This is a genomic window from Streptomyces drozdowiczii, assembly GCF_026167665.1.
Classification (GTDB): domain Bacteria; phylum Actinomycetota; class Actinomycetes; order Streptomycetales; family Streptomycetaceae; genus Streptomyces; species Streptomyces drozdowiczii_A.
The window spans coordinates 5,528,244-5,543,543 of sequence record NZ_CP098740.1 but is presented as its reverse complement, the minus strand read 5'-3'; the positions used below and the strand labels follow the sequence as shown (position 1 = coordinate 5,543,543).

The window sequence follows — 15,300 nt, the reverse complement described above, 5'->3', positions numbered from 1 at the left end:
CACCCGCACGGGTGAAAGCGTGTGCGGCGCCGCGACACCCGTACGGCCGGGGCGCGCGGACGCGCCCCGGCCGTCACCACTATCCGTCGGCGCGGGCCGTGGCGAGGAGTTCCTCCGCGTGGGCGCGGGCCGTCTCGGAGTCCTCCTGGCCCGCGAGCATCCGGGACAGCTCCCGCACCCGGTCCTCGCCCTCCAGGACGGTGACCCCGCTGCTGGTCACCGAGCCGTCCACGGTCTTCTCGACCAGCAGCTGCCGGTCCGCGAACGCGGCCACCTGGGGCAGGTGCGTGACGACCACGACCTGGGCGGATTTCGCCAGCTTGGCGAGCCGCCGCCCGACCTCCACGGCCGCCTTGCCGCCGACGCCCGCGTCGACCTCGTCGAAGAGGTACGTGGGTACGGGGTCGGAGCCCGCGAAGACCACCTCGACCGCGAGCATCACCCGGGACAGCTCACCGCCCGACGCGCCCTTGGCGATCGGCCGGGGCTGGGCGCCGGGGTGCGGGGCGAGCAGCAGTTCGACCTCGTCCGCGCCGGACGGGCCGTAGGCCACATTCCGGCCGCCGTTCTCGATGCCGGACGCCTCGTCCGCCGCCTCGGTCTGCCGGATGTCGAAGGACACCCGCGCGTGCGGCATGGCGAGCGACGCCAGCTCCTCGGTCACCGCCTCCGCGAAGGACGCGGCGGCGGCCGTCCGGGCATCGGTCAAGGCCTGCCCGAGGTCCGAGAGTTCGGCGCGCAGCGCGTCCCGCTCGGCGGTCAGCTCCCCGATCCGGTCGTCGTCGCCCTCCAGCTCGGTGAGCCGGGCCGCACCCTCCTGCGCCCAGGCGAGTACGGCGGTGATGTCCTCGCCGTACTTGCGGGTGAGCGCGGTGAGCGCGGCGCGCCGCTCCTCGACCGCGGCGAGCCGCAACGGGTCGGCGTCCAGCTGGTCCGCGTAACCGGACAGTTCGCCGGAGACGTCCGCGAGCAGGATGGAGATCTCGCCGACCCGGTCGGCCAGCGAGGCGAGCGCCGGGTCGTGCGAGCGCACCCCGTCGAGGGCCTGCCGGGCGGCGGCCACCACGGTCGTGGCGTCCAGGGCCTCCGGGTCCTCCGGGTTGCCGGCCAGCGCGGTGTGCGCGAGGGCGGCGGCGGAGGCGAGCGCGTCGGCGTGGCCGAGCCGCTGGGCCTCGGCGGCCAGCTCGGTGTCCTCGCCGGGCAGGGGTTCGACGGCGGCGATCTCGTTGAGCCCGAAGCGCAGGAGGTCGGCCTCCTGGGCGCGTTCGCGGGCGCGCGTCGTCAGCTCGTCCAGCTCCGCCGCGACGTCCCGCAGCCGCCGGTAGGCCGCCGCGTACTTGGCGAGCGGCCCGGCGACGCCGTCGCCCGCGTACCGGTCGAGGGCCTGCCGCTGCCGGGCGGGCTTGAGCAGACCCTGCTGGTCGGTCTGGCCGTGCACGGCGACGAGTTCGTCGGCCAGCTCGGACAGCACGCCCACGGGCACGGATCTGCCGCCGAGGTGCGCCCGGGAGCGCCCTTCGGCGGAGACGGTGCGGCTGATGAGCAGCGCCCCGTCCTCGATCTCGGCCCCGGCCTCCTCGGCGCGCAGCGCCACCGCGTCGCCGTCGGCCACCGTGATCCGGCCCTCGACGACCGCGGCCTTGGCGCCGATCCGTACCAGGGCGGGGTCGGCACGCCCGCCGAGCAGCAGCCCCAGGCTGGTGACGACCATGGTCTTGCCGGCGCCGGTCTCACCCGTCACCGCGGTGAAGCCGGGTGACAGCTCCACCACCGCGTCGTCGATGACCCCGAGCGACCGTATCCGCATCTCCTCCAACACGGACATGACCATACGAGGTTTCCCGGCCCGCGTGCACACGGGCGGGGTCAGTGGGGCGCGCCCCGCCACCCCGAGACGGGCAGGGCGAACTTGGCGACGAGGCGGTCGGTGAACGACGCCTGGTGCAGTCGGGCGAGCCGGACGGGCACGGCACCGCGCCGCACCTCGACGCGCGCCCCGGAGGGCAGCTCGACGGTCCTGCGCCCGTCGCACCACAGCACTCCGTGCGGGGTGTGCGGCTGGACCTCGACGGCGAGCACCGACGTGGGCGAGGTCACGAGCGGCTTGGCGAAGAGGGCGTGGGCGCTGATCGGGACCATCAGCAGCGCCTCGACCTCCGGCCAGACGACGGGCCCGCCGGCCGAGAAGGCGTACGCGGTCGAGCCGGTGGGCGTCGCGCACACGATGCCGTCGCAGCCGAAGCCGGTCACCGGGCGGCCGTCGATCTCCAGGACGACTTCGAGCATCCGCTCGGCCGACATCTTCTGCACGGCCGCCTCGTTGAGCGCCCAGTCGGTGTGGACGACCTCGCCGTTGCTGTGCACCAGGACATCGATCGTCATGCGCTCCTCGACCGTGTACGCCCGGGTGACGACCCGGTCGACCACCTTGTCGAGGTCGTCGCGCTCGGCCTCGGCGAGGAAGCCGACCCGGCCGAGGTTGACGCCGAGCATGGGCACGCCGGAGGCGCGGGAGAGTTCGGCGCCGCGCAGCAGCGTCCCGTCGCCGCCGAGGACGATCAGCAGCTCACAGCCGTTGAGCACCTCGGGCGTGGCGTCGGTGACCGTCTTCACGGCAGCGGGCAGGGGCAGGTCGGCCGCCTCGGTGGCGAGGACCCGCACGCCCAGGCCGTTGCGCAGCAGCCCCTGCACGACGAGCTCGGCGCTGCGGATCGCGGCCGGGCGGCCGGTGTGCGCGAGAAGAAAGACTGTACGTGCCGCATTCGTCGTCAACGGGGCCCCTCCGCCACTGCACGGTCGACATCCGCGGGATCGAGTTCCGGTGCCCCGGCCCGCAGCCACAGAAAGTACTCGACGTTCCCGGAGGGCCCCGGCAGCGGGCTGGCCGTCACGCCCCGGACCCCGAGGCCCAGCGCCCATGCCCGGCGGGCCACTTCCCGTACCGCCTCGGCGCGCAGCTCGGGGCTGCGCACCACACCGCCGCTGCCGAGCCGTTCCTTGCCGACCTCGAACTGCGGCTTGACCATGAGGACCAGGTCGGCGCCGGGGGCCGTGCAGCGGACCAGGGCCGGCAGCACGAGCCCGAGCGGGATGAACGACAGGTCGCCCACCACCAGGTCGGCCGGCTCGCCGTCGATGGCCTCCAGGGTCAGTTCCCGGACGTTGGTGCGGTCCTTGACGACGACGCGCTCGTCGGACTGGAGCGACCAGGCGAGCTGCCCGTAGCCGACGTCCACCGCCACCACCTGGGCGGCCCCGGCGCGCAGCAGCACATCGGTGAACCCGCCGGTCGAGGCGCCCGCGTCCAGCGCCCGGCGGCCCTCCACCTCCAGCCCGAGCGGGACGAAGGCGGCGAGGGCGCCGGCCAGCTTGTGGCCGCCGCGCGAGACGTAATCGGGGTCGCTGTCGTCCTTGGTGACCACGACGGCGGCGCTGGTCTCGACCTGGGTGGCCGATTTGGTCGCGGTGTTGCCGCCGACGGTCACCCGGCCCGCCGCGATCAGCTGGCCGGCGTGCTCGCGCGACCGGGCCAGCTTGCGGCGTACCAGCTCGGCGTCGAGACGGCGACGGGCGACTCCTGCCACGTTCGGTTCAGCTCCTGTGGTTGTACGGGGGCACCGGTACGGGTGGTCCCGGTGCGGGGGCGGGCCCGGCGTCCAGCGCGCTCAGCGCCTCGCGCAGGCCCCGGTGTACATCCTCGTACACCTCGGTGTGTCCGTCCGCCGCGAGGTGGTCGGCGTCGGCCAGCCGCTCCAGCAGGCCGTCCACCTCGGCGTTGCCGGTGGGCGTCCGTACGACTCCGAGGGGCGCGGGCTCCGTCACGGTGTCGGGCATCGGGTCGCTCATGCGGAAACGCTACCGCGAAGCGCTGGGGTACCGTCGATCACGATGGCGACCATGGCGGAGTGCCGCAGCGCACTCGACAGACTTTCCGACAACCTCGCGGGGGCCGACGGCGACGTGCGCCGCGCCGCCGACCTGGACCGCTCGCTGAGCTGCCACATCCGCGACCTGGACATCACGTTCACCGGCCGCCTGTCCGGCGGCCGCATCCGGGTCCTGGACACGCTGGAGGGCCCACCCCGCGAAAAGGCCGAGATCCGCCTGGCGATGACCGGCGACGACCTGGTCGCCATGGTCGACGGCGACCTGAACTTCGCGAAGGCGTGGGCCTCGGGCCGGGTCCGCCTGGAGGCGGGCTTCAGAGACCTACTGAAACTGAAGTCACTGCTGTGACGGCATCAGCCACATCAAGCCCGTCCGGCGATTGAGGACGTCTTTTCGGCCCCGCGCACCCGAGCCGCCGGCACGACCAACGGCGTCCCCGTCTCCGGATCCGGAATCACCTGACACCGCAGCCCGAACACCCGCTCCACCAGCTCCGCCGTGACGATCTCCCCCGGCGCCCCCTCCGCGACGATCTCCCCGCCCCGCATCGCGATCAGATGCGTGGCGTACCGCGCCGCGTGGTTCAGATCGTGCAGGACGGCCACCAGGGTCCGCCCCTGCGTCTCGTGCAGCTCGGCGCACAGGTCGAGCACATCGATCTGGTGCTGGATGTCGAGGTACGTCGTCGGCTCGTCCAGCAGCAGCAGCGGCGTCTGCTGGGCGAGGGCCATCGCGATCCAGACCCGCTGGCGCTGACCGCCGGACAGTTCGTCGACATAGCGGTCGGCCAGCTCACCGACGCCCGTCGCCTCCATCGACTCCTGGACGACCCGCTCGTCCTCCGGCGACCACTGCCGCAGCAGCCCCTGGTGCGGGTACCGCCCCCGCGCCACGAGGTCCGCGACCGTGATGCCCTCAGGCGCGATCGAGGACTGCGGCAGCAGGCCCAGCGTCCTGGCGACCTTCTTCGCGGGCAGCCCGTGGATCGACTGCCCGTCGAGCAGCACCTGGCCCCGGCTCGGCTTCAGCATCCGGGAGAGCGCCCGGAGCAGCGTCGACTTGCCGCAGGCGTTGGGGCCGACGATCACGGTGAACGAGTGGTCGGGTATCTCGACCGAAAGGTTCTCCGCGATGACCCGCTGGTCGTATCCGAGGGTCACCGAGTCCGCGGTGAGGCGCTGCATGGTCGTACTCCGGGGGTCGGACGGTCGGCTGTCGGACGGTCGGCTGTCGGTCGGTTGAAAAGGGGCGGCGGGACGACGGGACTTCATATGCGCCCCGCCTTGCGCTCGGTCACCAGCAGCCACACCAGATAGCAGCCGCCGAGCACCCCGGTGACGACACCCACCGGCAGCTGGCGGTCGCCGAACGCGTCGAGCGCGACCCAGTCCGCGACGAGCAGGAGCGCCGCGCCCATGAAGGTCGAGGCCACCAGGTTCGGGCCGGTGGACCGGGTCAGCCGGCGCGCCAGCTGCGGGGCGCTCAGCGAGACGAAGGCGATCGGCCCGGCGGCGGCCGTGGCGACGGCGACGAGCAGCACGGCGGCGCCCATGAGAAGCAGGCGGGTGCGTTCCACCCGCACCCCGAGCGCGTACGCCGCGTCGTCGCCCATCTCCATGACGCGCAGGGCCGGCCCGTGTCCGTACACCAGCGGGAGCAGCACGGCGCAGACGACCAGCAGCGGCCAGACCTGCGCCCAGTCGCGGCCGTCGAGCGAGCCGGTCATCCAGACGACGGCGCGCGTCGCGTCGACCAGGTTCGCCTTGGTGATCAGGTACTGGGTGGCGGCGGTCAGCATGGCCGCCGCCCCGATCCCCACCAGCACCAGCCGGAAGCCGTGCACCCCGCGCTTCCACGCCAGCAGGTACACGGCGAGACCGGTCAGCAGGCCGCCGACGACCGCACCGGCCGCGACCTCGTTCGCGCCGCCCTGGAAGAGGACGATCACGGTGAGCGCGCCGACCGTGGCGCCCTGCCCGAAGCCGAGCACGTCGGGGCTGCCGAGCGGGTTGCGGGAGATGGTCTGGAAGACGGCGCCCCCGGCACCGAGCGCCCCGCCGACGAGGAGCCCGACGAGGACCCGCGGCAGCCGCAGGTCCTTGACGATGAACTCCTGCTGGAAGGTGCCGTGGCCGAAGAGCGTGGTCAGGACCTCGTCGGGCGTCATCGAGAAGTCGCCGCTGCCGATGAGGACGATCGCCGCGCCCGCCGCCACGACGGCCAGGAGCAGGACGACCAGGGCCGCCCGCACGTTCATCCGGAACGAGTACCCGCCGACCGTCCGCACGGCCCGTACCGGACGGACGGCGCGTGCCGTCTCCTTCGTGGTCGTGGCCTTCACAGCTGGGACATCCTCTTGCGTCGTACGAGGTAGATGAAGACGGGCCCGCCGATCAGCGCGGTGACGATGCCGACCTGGAGCTCCGAGGGCCGGGCGATGACCCGGCCGACCACGTCCGCGCCGAGCAGCAGCACCGGGGAGAGCACCGCCGCGTACGGCAGGATCCACCGCAGGTCGGGACCGGTGAGGGTGCGCACCAGGTGCGGGATCATCAGCCCGATGAAGACGATCGGCCCGCACGCGGCGGTCGCCGCCCCGCAGAGCAGCGTCACCGCGAGCATCGCGAGCACCCGGGTCCGGGTCAGGTTCGCGCCCAGCGACCTGGCCGTGTCGTCGCCCATCTCCAGGGCGTTGAGCGGGCGCGCGATGAACACGGTCAGCAGGACGCCCGCCGCGATGAACGGCCACACCTTGCCGACGGTCTCCGTGTTCGCGGAGGCCAGCGAGCCGACCGTCCAGAACCGCAGCCGGTCCAGCGCCGCCGAGTCCAGCAGCTGTACGGCGTTGACGTACCCGTACAGCGCGGCCGTGACAGCCGTCCCGGCGAGCGCGAGCCGCACCGGGGTGGAGGACCGGCTTCCGCCGAGGAAGTACACGGCGACCGACACGATCGCGGCGCCCGCGAAGGCGAACCACACATAGCCGGTCAGCGAGGTCACGCCGAAGAAGCTGATGGCGGAGACGACGGCGGCCGAGGCCCCCGCGTTGACACCGAGGATGCCCGGCTCGGCGAGCGGGTTGCGGGTCAGCGCCTGCATCACCGCCCCGGCGAGCCCCAGCGCGGCACCCACGAGGAGCCCCAGCACGGTGCGCGGGACGCGGACCTCGCGTACGAGGACGTCGTCGCCGCTACCCGCGTAGTGGAACAGGCCGTGCCACACGTCGGAGAACGGCAGCGCCTTGGCGCCGATCCCGATGGACGCGAGACACACCAGCACGAGGACGGCCACGGCCACCAGGAGCCCCGCCGCTCTCGCCGCATGACGTCTGCGGGGAGCGGCGGCCTGGTCCGGCGCGGCTATCGGGCCGGAACTGGAATCCGGGGGGCTCTCAACCAACACCCGGTTAGGTTAGCCTACCCAGCCCCCGGGCCCCGGGCCCGCCCTCACAGCTTCAGCCGGGCCACGGCCTTGTCCGCGTCCAGGTCACAGGCCCCGTCCCCGGCGTGCGACCAGGCCGCCGCGCACAGCGCCCGCAGCCCGTCGAGGGCGTCGCCGTCGCCCTCCAGCACGAGCGCACCGTCCCCGGCGGAGGCCGTCCAGCCGCCGCAGCAGAATCCCCCGCCGTCCTCGGTCACCTCGGGCTGTCCGGTGAGCAGCCCGCGCAGGTCCGCGTCGATGTACGTCGGCCGGTGCTCGGGGACGGCGGCCACCAGCTGGGCCGCGTCGGTCACCCCGGTGAGCACGAGCAGCGAGTCGACGTCGCCGTTGAACGCTCCCTCGATGTCGGTGTCCAGCCGGTCACCGACGACGAGCGGCCGTTCGGCGCCGGTGCGCAGCACGGTCTCGCGGTGCATCGGCGGGAGCGGCTTCCCGGCGACCTGCGGTTCGGCGCCGGTGGCGATACGGACGACCTCGACGGCCGCCCCGTTGCCCGGCGCGATGCCCCGGGCGCCCGGGATCGTCAGGTCGGTGTTGGACGCGAACCACGGCAGCCCGCGGTTGACCGCGTACGACGCCTCCGCGAAGCGGCCCCACGGCAGGTCGGGGCCGCCGTATCCCTGGACCACGGCGACCGGGTCGTCGTCGGCGGACTCCACGGGTTCGAGGCCGCGTTCGCGGAGCGCGACGCGCAGTCCCTCGCCGCCGATGACCAGGACCCGGGCCCCGGCGGGCAGCTGGTCGGCCATCAGCCGGGCCACCGCCTGCGCCGAGGTGATCACGTCGGTCGCCTCGGCCGGGACGCCCAGCTCGGTCAGGTGCTCGGCGACGGCGGCCGGGGTGCGCAGCGCGTTGTTGGTGACGTACGCCAGGTGCATCCCGCCGTCCCGGGCCGTGCCGAGCGCCTCGACGGCGTGGTCGATCGCCTGCCCGCCCGCGTACACGACACCGTCGAGGTCGAGCAGCGCCGTGTCGTACGCCTCACTCAGCGCGGTGCTGCTGCCGCTCGGCCTGGTCCTGCTCGTCCCGCTCATGTTCCGCGCTCCTCTTCGACTGCTTCTCCCCCGATCATCGCGCATCCGTGCAGCCCACATACGATGCGTGGATGAACCAGGGACTGCGTCTGCTTCCGTTCCGTGGCCTGCGGTACGTCCCCGAGCGGGTCGGCAGCCTCGCCGCGGTGACGTCTCCCCCGTACGACGTGGTCGTGCGGCCCGACGGGCTGCTGCACCTGGAGTCGGCGGACCCGCACAACATCGTCCGGCTGATCCTGCCGCAGGCCGGCACGGTCGCCGCCCGCAACGCCCGGGCCGCCGCCACCCTGGACGACTGGCTCGCGGAGGGCGTCCTCGCCCCGGACCCCGAGCCCGCCCTGTACGTGTACGAGCAGCGCGACGACGAGATCCTGCAACGGGGCGTCATCGGCGCCCTGGCCCTGTCGGGGCCGGCCGAGGGCGTGGTGCTTCCGCACGAGGACGTCATGGCGCATGTGGTCGAGGACCGGGCCGACCTGATGCGCGCCACCGCAGCCCACCTGGAACCGCTGCTGCTGACGTACCGGGGTGACGAGGACACGGCGACGGGGGCGACCGCGGTGGTCGAGCGGACCGTCGAGCGGGAGCCGCTGCTCTGCACGACCACGGAGGACGGCTTCCGCCACCGGCTGTGGGCGGTCACCGATCCCGCCGAACGCGCGCAGATCCAGGCGGACCTGGCCCGGCACCAGGCGCTCATCGCGGACGGCCACCACCGCTGGGCCACCTATCTCAGGCTCCGGGAGGAGCACACGGACCCGGGCCCCTGGGACTACGGCCTGGTCCTCCTGGTGGACACCGCCCGCTACCCGCTCCGGGTCCGCGCCATCCACCGCCTGCTGCGCGGACTGCCCGTCGCGGACGCGCTGGCCGCGCTGACCGGCCTGTTCCGGATACGGGAGGTGGCGGGGCCGCTTCCGGAGGCGATGGAGGCCCTGGCCGGGGCGGCCGCCGAGGGCAACGCCTTCCTGCTCGCGGGCGACGGGGGCTTCCATCTGGTCGACCGCCCGGACGAGGCGCTGCTGGCCCGCACGGTCCCGGCGGACCGCCCGGCCGCCTGGCGCACCCTCGACGCGACGGTCCTGCACTCGGCGCTGCTCGACCGGGTGTGGCGCATCCCGGACGACCCGGCGCACATCGCGTACATCCACGACACCGCCGCCGCCGTGGAGCAGGCCGAGCGGAACGGTTCGACGGCGGTGCTGATGCATCCGGTGCGCGAGGAACTCGTCCGGGACCTGGCCCGCCAGGGCGTCACCATGCCCCGCAAGTCGACGTCGTTCGGCCCGAAGCCGGCGACGGGCCTGGTCCTGCGCAGCCTGAACCTGGGCTGAACGCGAAAGAGGGCGGCACCCGCGCCGGGTGCCGCCCTCTTCTCATGCCTTACGCCTGGGACGTGCCGTCCTCGTCGGCGTCGTCCCGGTCCGCGTCGGCGGCGACGGGCTCGTCCTCGTCGTCGTCCAGCACGTCCACGAACTCGACACCGTCCAGCTCGGCGAGGCGGTCGGACGCGTCGGTGGCGCCGTCCTTGTCGGCCTCCAGGGCCTTGCCGAACCACTCGCGCGCCTCGTCCTCGCGGCCCGCTTCGAGCAGCGCGTCCGCGTACGCGTAGCGCAGGCGCGGGGTCCACGGGTGCACGGCGTTCGAGGCCAGCTCGGGGCTCTGGAGCGTGACGATGGCGGCGTCGAGCTGCCCCATGTCCCGCCGGGCCCCGGCGGCGACGAGACGCATCTCGACCTGGCCGGCCTTGTCCAGCTTCTGCACCTCGGGCTCACCGGCCATCGCCATGGCCTTCTCGGGCCGGCCGAGACCGCGCTCGCAGTCGGCCATGACCGGCCACAGCTCCACGGACCCGGTCATCCGCCGGGCCGCCCGGAACTCCGCCAGCGCCTCCGCGTACTTCTGGGTCGCGTAGGCGGCGAAACCGGCGGCCTCGCGGACGGCGGCGACACGCGAGGCGAGCCGGAGGGCGATGCGCGAGTACGCGTACGCCTGCTCGGGGTCCTCGTCGATGAGCCGGGCCACCATGACCAGGTTCCGCGCGACGTCCTCGGCCAGCGTCTTGGGCAGGCTCAGCAGCTCCTGGCGGACGTCCTGGTCGATCTCGTGGCCGGTGACGTCGTCCGGGATGGGCAGCCGCTTGATGGGCGCGCGGTCGCGGTCGCGGTCGTCCCGGCGCTCGTAGCCGCCCGGCCGGCCGCCGCGGTCGTCGCGGCCCCGGTAGCCACCCCGGTCGTCGCGACGGTCGTCCCGCTGGCCGCGGTAGCCGCCGCCCCGGTTGTCGTCGCGGCGGGGGCCACGGTCGCGGTCGCGGTCCCGGTCGTCACGGCGGAACCCGCCACCGGCCGGACGGCTGTCGTCCCGGCGGGGGCCGCGGGGGCGGTCGTCACGCCGGTCATCGCGACGGTCATCGCGCCGCTCGTATCCGTAGCCGCCGGAACGGCCACCGCGGTCGTCGTCGCGGCGGGGGGCGCGGTCGCGGTCCCGGTCATCACGGCGGAAGCCGCCACGGTCGTCGTCGCGGCGCGGGGCACGGTCGTCGCGACGGAAACCGCCACCACGGTTGTCATAGCCGCCACCACGGTCATCACGACGGAACCCACCACCGGAGTTGCCGCCCCGGTCATCACGACGGAAGCCGCCACCGGCGTTGCCACCTCGGTCGTCGCGGCGGAAGCCACCGCCACGGTTGTCGTCGTCCCGGCGGGGGCCGCGGGGGCGGTCGTCACGACGGTCGTCGCGGCGCTCGTACCCACCCGGTCGGCCACCACGGTCGTCGTCGCGGCGCGGGGCACGGTCATCGCGATGGAAACCGCCACCACGGTTGTCGTGGCCGCCACCCCGGTCATCGCGACGGAAGCCACCACCGGAGTTGCCGCCCCGGTCATCACGACGGAAACCGCCACCGGAGGGACGGTCGTCACGGCGGAAACCGCCACCGGAGTTGCCGCCCCGGTCGTCGCGGCGGAAGCCACCGCCACGGTTGTCGTCATCGCGACGGGGCCCACGGGGCCGGTCGTCGCGGCGGTCGTACCCACCCGGCCGGCCACCACGGTCGTCGTCGCGGCGCGGGGCACGGTCGTCACGACGGAACCCGCCACCACGGTTGTCATAGCCGCCACCACGGTCATCGCGACGGAAGCCACCACCGGACGAACCGCCCCGGTCATCACGGCGGAAACCGCCGGAGGGACGGTCGTCCCGGCGCGGACCACGGTCCCGGTCACGGTCCCGGTCGTCGCGGCGGAAGCCGCCCCCGGAGGGACGGTCGTCGCGGCGCGGGCCGCGCGAGCGGTCGTCGCGACCGCCGCCGAAGCCGCCCCGGTCACCGCCGTCCCGGCGACGCGGCTCGCGCTCCGAACGATCGTCGGGAGAGTTGGTGGACATGGGTGGAGCTCCTGTCATCGGGGTACTACAGACATTCTTGCGCAGCCGGACACCCGACGCGCTTCGGGCAAAACAAAAAGGACCCTTGGTCCCAGCGCTGAACGCTGGGACCAAGGGTCCTTCAAAAATTGTTCGGCGGCGTCCTACTCTCCCACAGGGTCCCCCTGCAGTACCATCGGCGCTGAAAGGCTTAGCTTCCGGGTTCGGAATGTAACCGGGCGTTTCCCTAACGCAATGACCACCGAAACACTATCGGCCACTCCCCAAAAAGGCGGAGTATCGGCACTTAGCGAACAAGCACACTTTTCAATTTAATGAATGACGCTGTTCAACCAGCACGACTGTTCGTGGCCTGGGAACAACACAGTGGACGCGAGCAACTGAGGACAAGCCCTCGGCCTATTAGTACCAGTCAGCTCCACCCGTTACCGGGCTTCCACATCTGGCCTATCAACCCAGTCGTCTACTGGGAGCCTTAACCCTTCAAGAGGGTGGGAATACTCATCTCGAAGCAGGCTTCCCGCTTAGATGCTTTCAGCGGTTATCCTTTCCGAACGTAGCCAACCAGCCATGCCCTTGGCAGAACAACTGGCACACCAGAGGTTCGTCCGTCCCGGTCCTCTCGTACTAGGGACAGCCCTTCTCAATATTCCTACGCGCACAGCGGATAGGGACCGAACTGTCTCACGACGTTCTAAACCCAGCTCGCGTACCGCTTTAATGGGCGAACAGCCCAACCCTTGGGACCGACTCCAGCCCCAGGATGCGACGAGCCGACATCGAGGTGCCAAACCATCCCGTCGATATGGACTCTTGGGGAAGATCAGCCTGTTATCCCCGGGGTACCTTTTATCCGTTGAGCGACAGCGCTTCCACAAGCCACTGCCGGATCACTAGTCCCGACTTTCGTCCCTGCTCGACCCGTCGGTCTCACAGTCAAGCTCCCTTGTGCACTTACACTCAACACCTGATTGCCAACCAGGCTGAGGGAACCTTTGGGCGCCTCCGTTACCCTTTAGGAGGCAACCGCCCCAGTTAAACTACCCATCAGACACTGTCCCTGATCCGGATCACGGACCCAGGTTAGACATCCAGCACGACCAGAGTGGTATTTCAACGACGACTCCACAACCACTGGCGTGGCCGCTTCAAAGTCTCCCACCTATCCTACACAAGCCGAACCGAACACCAATATCAAACTATAGTAAAGGTCCCGGGGTCTTTCCGTCCTGCTGCGCGAAACGAGCATCTTTACTCGTAGTGCAATTTCACCGGGCCTATGGTTGAGACAGTCGAGAAGTCGTTACGCCATTCGTGCAGGTCGGAACTTACCCGACAAGGAATTTCGCTACCTTAGGATGGTTATAGTTACCACCGCCGTTTACTGGCGCTTAAGTTCTCAGCTTCGCCACCCCGAAGAGCAGCTAACCGGTCCCCTTAACGTTCCAGCACCGGGCAGGCGTCAGTCCGTATACATCGCCTTACGGCTTCGCACGGACCTGTGTTTTTAGTAAACAGTCGCTTCTCGCTGGTCTCTGCGGCCACCCCCAGCTCACCGAGTAAACCGGATCACCAGTGATGGCCCCCCTTCTCCCGAAGTTACGGGGGCATTTTGCCGAGTTCCTTAACCATAGTTCACCCGAACGCCTCGGTATTCTCTACCTGACCACCTGAGTCGGTTTAGGGTACGGGCCGCCATGAAACTCGCTAGAGGCTTTTCTCGACAGCATAGGATCATCCACTTCACCACAATCGGCTCGGCATCAGGTCTCAGACTTCATGCACGACGGATTTGCCTACCGTGCGTCCTACACCCTTACCCCGGGACAACCACCGCCCGGGCTGGACTACCTTCCTGCGTCACCCCATCGCTTACCTACTACAAGTCTGGTTCGTCGGCTCCACCACTACCCTCAACTCCGAAGAGATCGGGCCGGCTTCACGGACTAAGCATCGCCTGATTCAGTATTGGGCGTTTCAAAGCGGGTACCGGAATATCAACCGGTTGTCCATCGACTACGCCTGTCGGCCTCGCCTTAGGTCCCGACTTACCCTGGGCAGATCAGCTTGACCCAGGAACCCTTAGTCAATCGGCGCACACGTTTCTCACGTGTGTATCGCTACTCATGCCTGCATTCTCACTCGTGAACCGTCCACAACTCGCTTCCACGGCTGCTTCACCCGGCACACGACGCTCCCCTACCCATCCCAGCAGGCGTTGGCCCTTAATGCTGGAATGACACGACTTCGGCGGTACGCTTGAGCCCCGCTACATTGTCGGCGCGGAATCACTTGACCAGTGAGCTATTACGCACTCTTTCAAGGGTGGCTGCTTCTAAGCCAACCTCCTGGTTGTCTCTGCGACTCCACATCCTTTCCCACTTAGCGTACGCTTAGGGGCCTTAGTCGATGCTCTGGGCTGTTTCCCTCTCGACCATGGAGCTTATCCCCCACAGTCTCACTGCCGCGCTCTCACTTACCGGCATTCGGAGTTTGGCTAAGGTCAGTAACCCGGTAGGGCCCATCGCCTATCCAGTGCTCTACCTCCGGCAAGAAACACACGACGCTGCACCTAAATGCATTTCGGGGAGAACCAGCTATCACGGAGTTTGATTGGCCTTTCACCCCTAACCACAGGTCATCCCCCAGGTTTTCAACCCTGGTGGGTTCGGTCCTCCACGAAGTCTTACCTCCGCTTCAACCTGCCCATGGCTAGATCACTCCGCTTCGGGTCTAGAGCGTGCAACTCAAACGCCCTGTTCGGACTCGCTTTCGCTACGGCTTCCCCACACGGGTTAACCTCGCTACACACCGCTAACTCGCAGGCTCATTCTTCAAAAGGCACGCAGTCACGACGCACCGAGCAAGCTCGATGCGCGACGCTCCCACGGCTTGTAGGCACACGGTTTCAGGTACTATTTCACTCCGCTCCCGCGGTACTTTTCACCATTCCCTCACGGTACTATCCGCTATCGGTCACCAGGGAATATTTAGGCTTAACGGGTGGTCCCGCCAGATTCACACGGGATTTCTCGGGCCCCGTGCTACTTGGGTGTCTCTCAAACAAGCCGTTGATGTTTCAGCTACGGGGGTCTTACCCTCTACGCCGGACCTTTCGCATGTCCTTCGCCTACACCAACGGTTTCTGACTCGTCTCACGGCCGGCAGACCGCAAAAGAGAGATCCCACAACCCCGCATGCGCAACCCCTGCCGGGTATCACACGCATACGGTTTGGCCTCATCCGGTTTCGCTCGCCACTACTCCCGGAATCACGGTTGTTTTCTCTTCCTGAGGGTACTGAGATGTTTCACTTCCCCTCGTTCCCTCCACACTGCCTATGTGTTCAGCAGCGGGTGACAGCCCATGACGACTGCCGGGTTTCCCCATTCGGACACCCCCGGATCAAAGCTCGGTTGACAGCTCCCCGGGGCCTATCGTGGCCTCCCACGTCCTTCATCGGTTCCTGGTGCCAAGGCATCCACCGTGCGCCCTTAAAAACTTGGCCACAGATGCTCGCGTCCACTGTGCAGTTCTCAAACAACGACCAG

At 69.9% G+C, this 15,300-nt stretch carries 11 protein-coding genes and 2 rRNA genes; 2 read left to right on the top strand and 11 right to left on the bottom strand.

What is annotated here, in order from left to right; translation table 11 throughout:
• Window positions 1–79 precede the first annotated feature (79 nt).
• Genes recN through NEH16_RS25200 form a run of 4 tightly spaced genes read right to left on the bottom strand, consistent with a single transcriptional unit; the run spans window position 80 to window position 3,846 of the window.
• Window positions 80–1,825: a DNA repair protein RecN gene (gene recN / locus NEH16_RS25215; protein WP_265545101.1), complete on the bottom strand. Its 1,746-nt coding sequence runs from the start codon at window positions 1,823–1,825 to the stop codon at window positions 80–82.
• A gap of 41 nt (window positions 1,826–1,866) precedes the next feature.
• A complete protein-coding gene (locus NEH16_RS25210; protein WP_073968104.1) occupies window positions 1,867–2,772 on the bottom strand; it encodes an NAD kinase in 906 nt (301 codons plus the stop codon).
• Entirely contained in the window at window positions 2,769–3,584 is an 816-nt protein-coding gene (locus NEH16_RS25205) for a TlyA family RNA methyltransferase (RefSeq protein ID WP_265545099.1), read from the bottom strand. Before NEH16_RS25205 ends, NEH16_RS25210 begins: the two co-directional genes overlap by 4 nt.
• 7 nt (window positions 3,585–3,591) lie before the next feature.
• Window positions 3,592–3,846, bottom strand: coding sequence for a hypothetical protein (locus NEH16_RS25200; protein WP_265545097.1), 255 nt, complete (start codon window positions 3,844–3,846; stop codon window positions 3,592–3,594).
• Window positions 3,847–3,888: 42 nt separating this feature from the next.
• Here NEH16_RS25200 and NEH16_RS25195 point away from each other — a divergent pair, with 42 nt between their 5' ends.
• Window positions 3,889–4,236, top strand: coding sequence for an SCP2 sterol-binding domain-containing protein (locus NEH16_RS25195; RefSeq protein WP_026171585.1), 348 nt, complete (start codon window positions 3,889–3,891; stop codon window positions 4,234–4,236).
• 14 nt (window positions 4,237–4,250) lie between these two features.
• On the opposite strand, the gene NEH16_RS25190 is transcribed toward NEH16_RS25195, so the two are convergent.
• From NEH16_RS25190 to NEH16_RS25175, 4 genes are all read right to left on the bottom strand, one after another.
• Window positions 4,251–5,072: an ABC transporter ATP-binding protein gene (locus tag NEH16_RS25190; protein ID WP_073968107.1), complete on the bottom strand. Its 822-nt coding sequence runs from the start codon at window positions 5,070–5,072 to the stop codon at window positions 4,251–4,253.
• Window positions 5,073–5,155: 83 nt separating this feature from the next.
• On the bottom strand, window positions 5,156–6,229 hold the full coding sequence (locus NEH16_RS25185; RefSeq protein WP_265545095.1) for a FecCD family ABC transporter permease: 1,074 nt from the start codon (window positions 6,227–6,229) through the stop codon (window positions 5,156–5,158).
• Complete coding sequence (locus NEH16_RS25180; protein ID WP_265547377.1) at window positions 6,226–7,185, bottom strand: FecCD family ABC transporter permease; 960 nt, start codon at window positions 7,183–7,185, stop codon at window positions 6,226–6,228. Before NEH16_RS25180 ends, NEH16_RS25185 begins: the two co-directional genes overlap by 4 nt.
• 149 nt (window positions 7,186–7,334) lie before the next feature.
• The gene (locus NEH16_RS25175) at window positions 7,335–8,363 is read right to left on the bottom strand and encodes an HAD hydrolase-like protein (protein WP_265545093.1); all 1,029 of its coding nucleotides are present in this window, start codon (window positions 8,361–8,363) and stop codon (window positions 7,335–7,337) included.
• Window positions 8,364–8,434: 71 nt separating this feature from the next.
• Here NEH16_RS25175 and NEH16_RS25170 point away from each other — a divergent pair, with 71 nt between their 5' ends.
• The gene (locus NEH16_RS25170; RefSeq protein WP_265545092.1) at window positions 8,435–9,697 is read left to right on the top strand and encodes a DUF1015 domain-containing protein; all 1,263 of its coding nucleotides are present in this window, start codon (window positions 8,435–8,437) and stop codon (window positions 9,695–9,697) included.
• Window positions 9,698–9,746: 49 nt separating this feature from the next.
• On the opposite strand, the gene NEH16_RS25165 is transcribed toward NEH16_RS25170, so the two are convergent.
• From NEH16_RS25165 to NEH16_RS25155, 3 genes are all read right to left on the bottom strand, one after another.
• Window positions 9,747–10,439, bottom strand: coding sequence for a tetratricopeptide repeat protein (locus NEH16_RS25165; protein WP_265547375.1), 693 nt, complete (start codon window positions 10,437–10,439; stop codon window positions 9,747–9,749).
• A 1,441-nt stretch (window positions 10,440–11,880) separates the two neighbouring features.
• Window positions 11,881–11,996 (bottom strand): 5S ribosomal RNA (gene rrf / locus NEH16_RS25160).
• A 136-nt stretch (window positions 11,997–12,132) separates the two neighbouring features.
• Window positions 12,133–15,257: ribosomal RNA gene (locus NEH16_RS25155) — 23S ribosomal RNA — on the bottom strand.
• Between the last annotated feature and the right edge of the window lie 43 nt (window positions 15,258–15,300).

Excerpts from the sequence above, each read along its gene's own strand:
- NEH16_RS25170 (WP_265545092.1), top strand. The coding sequence starts at position 8,435 with ATGAACCAGGGACTGCGTCTGCTTCCGTTCCGTGGCCTGCGGTACGTC.
- NEH16_RS25175 (WP_265545093.1), bottom strand. The coding sequence starts at position 8,363 with ATGAGCGGGACGAGCAGGACCAGGCCGAGCGGCAGCAGCACCGCGCTG.
- NEH16_RS25190 (WP_073968107.1), bottom strand. The coding sequence starts at position 5,072 with ATGCAGCGCCTCACCGCGGACTCGGTGACCCTCGGATACGACCAGCGG.
- NEH16_RS25200 (WP_265545097.1), bottom strand. The coding sequence starts at position 3,846 with ATGAGCGACCCGATGCCCGACACCGTGACGGAGCCCGCGCCCCTCGGA.
- recN (WP_265545101.1), bottom strand. The coding sequence starts at position 1,825 with ATGTCCGTGTTGGAGGAGATGCGGATACGGTCGCTCGGGGTCATCGAC.
- NEH16_RS25195 (WP_026171585.1), top strand. The coding sequence starts at position 3,889 with ATGGCGACCATGGCGGAGTGCCGCAGCGCACTCGACAGACTTTCCGAC.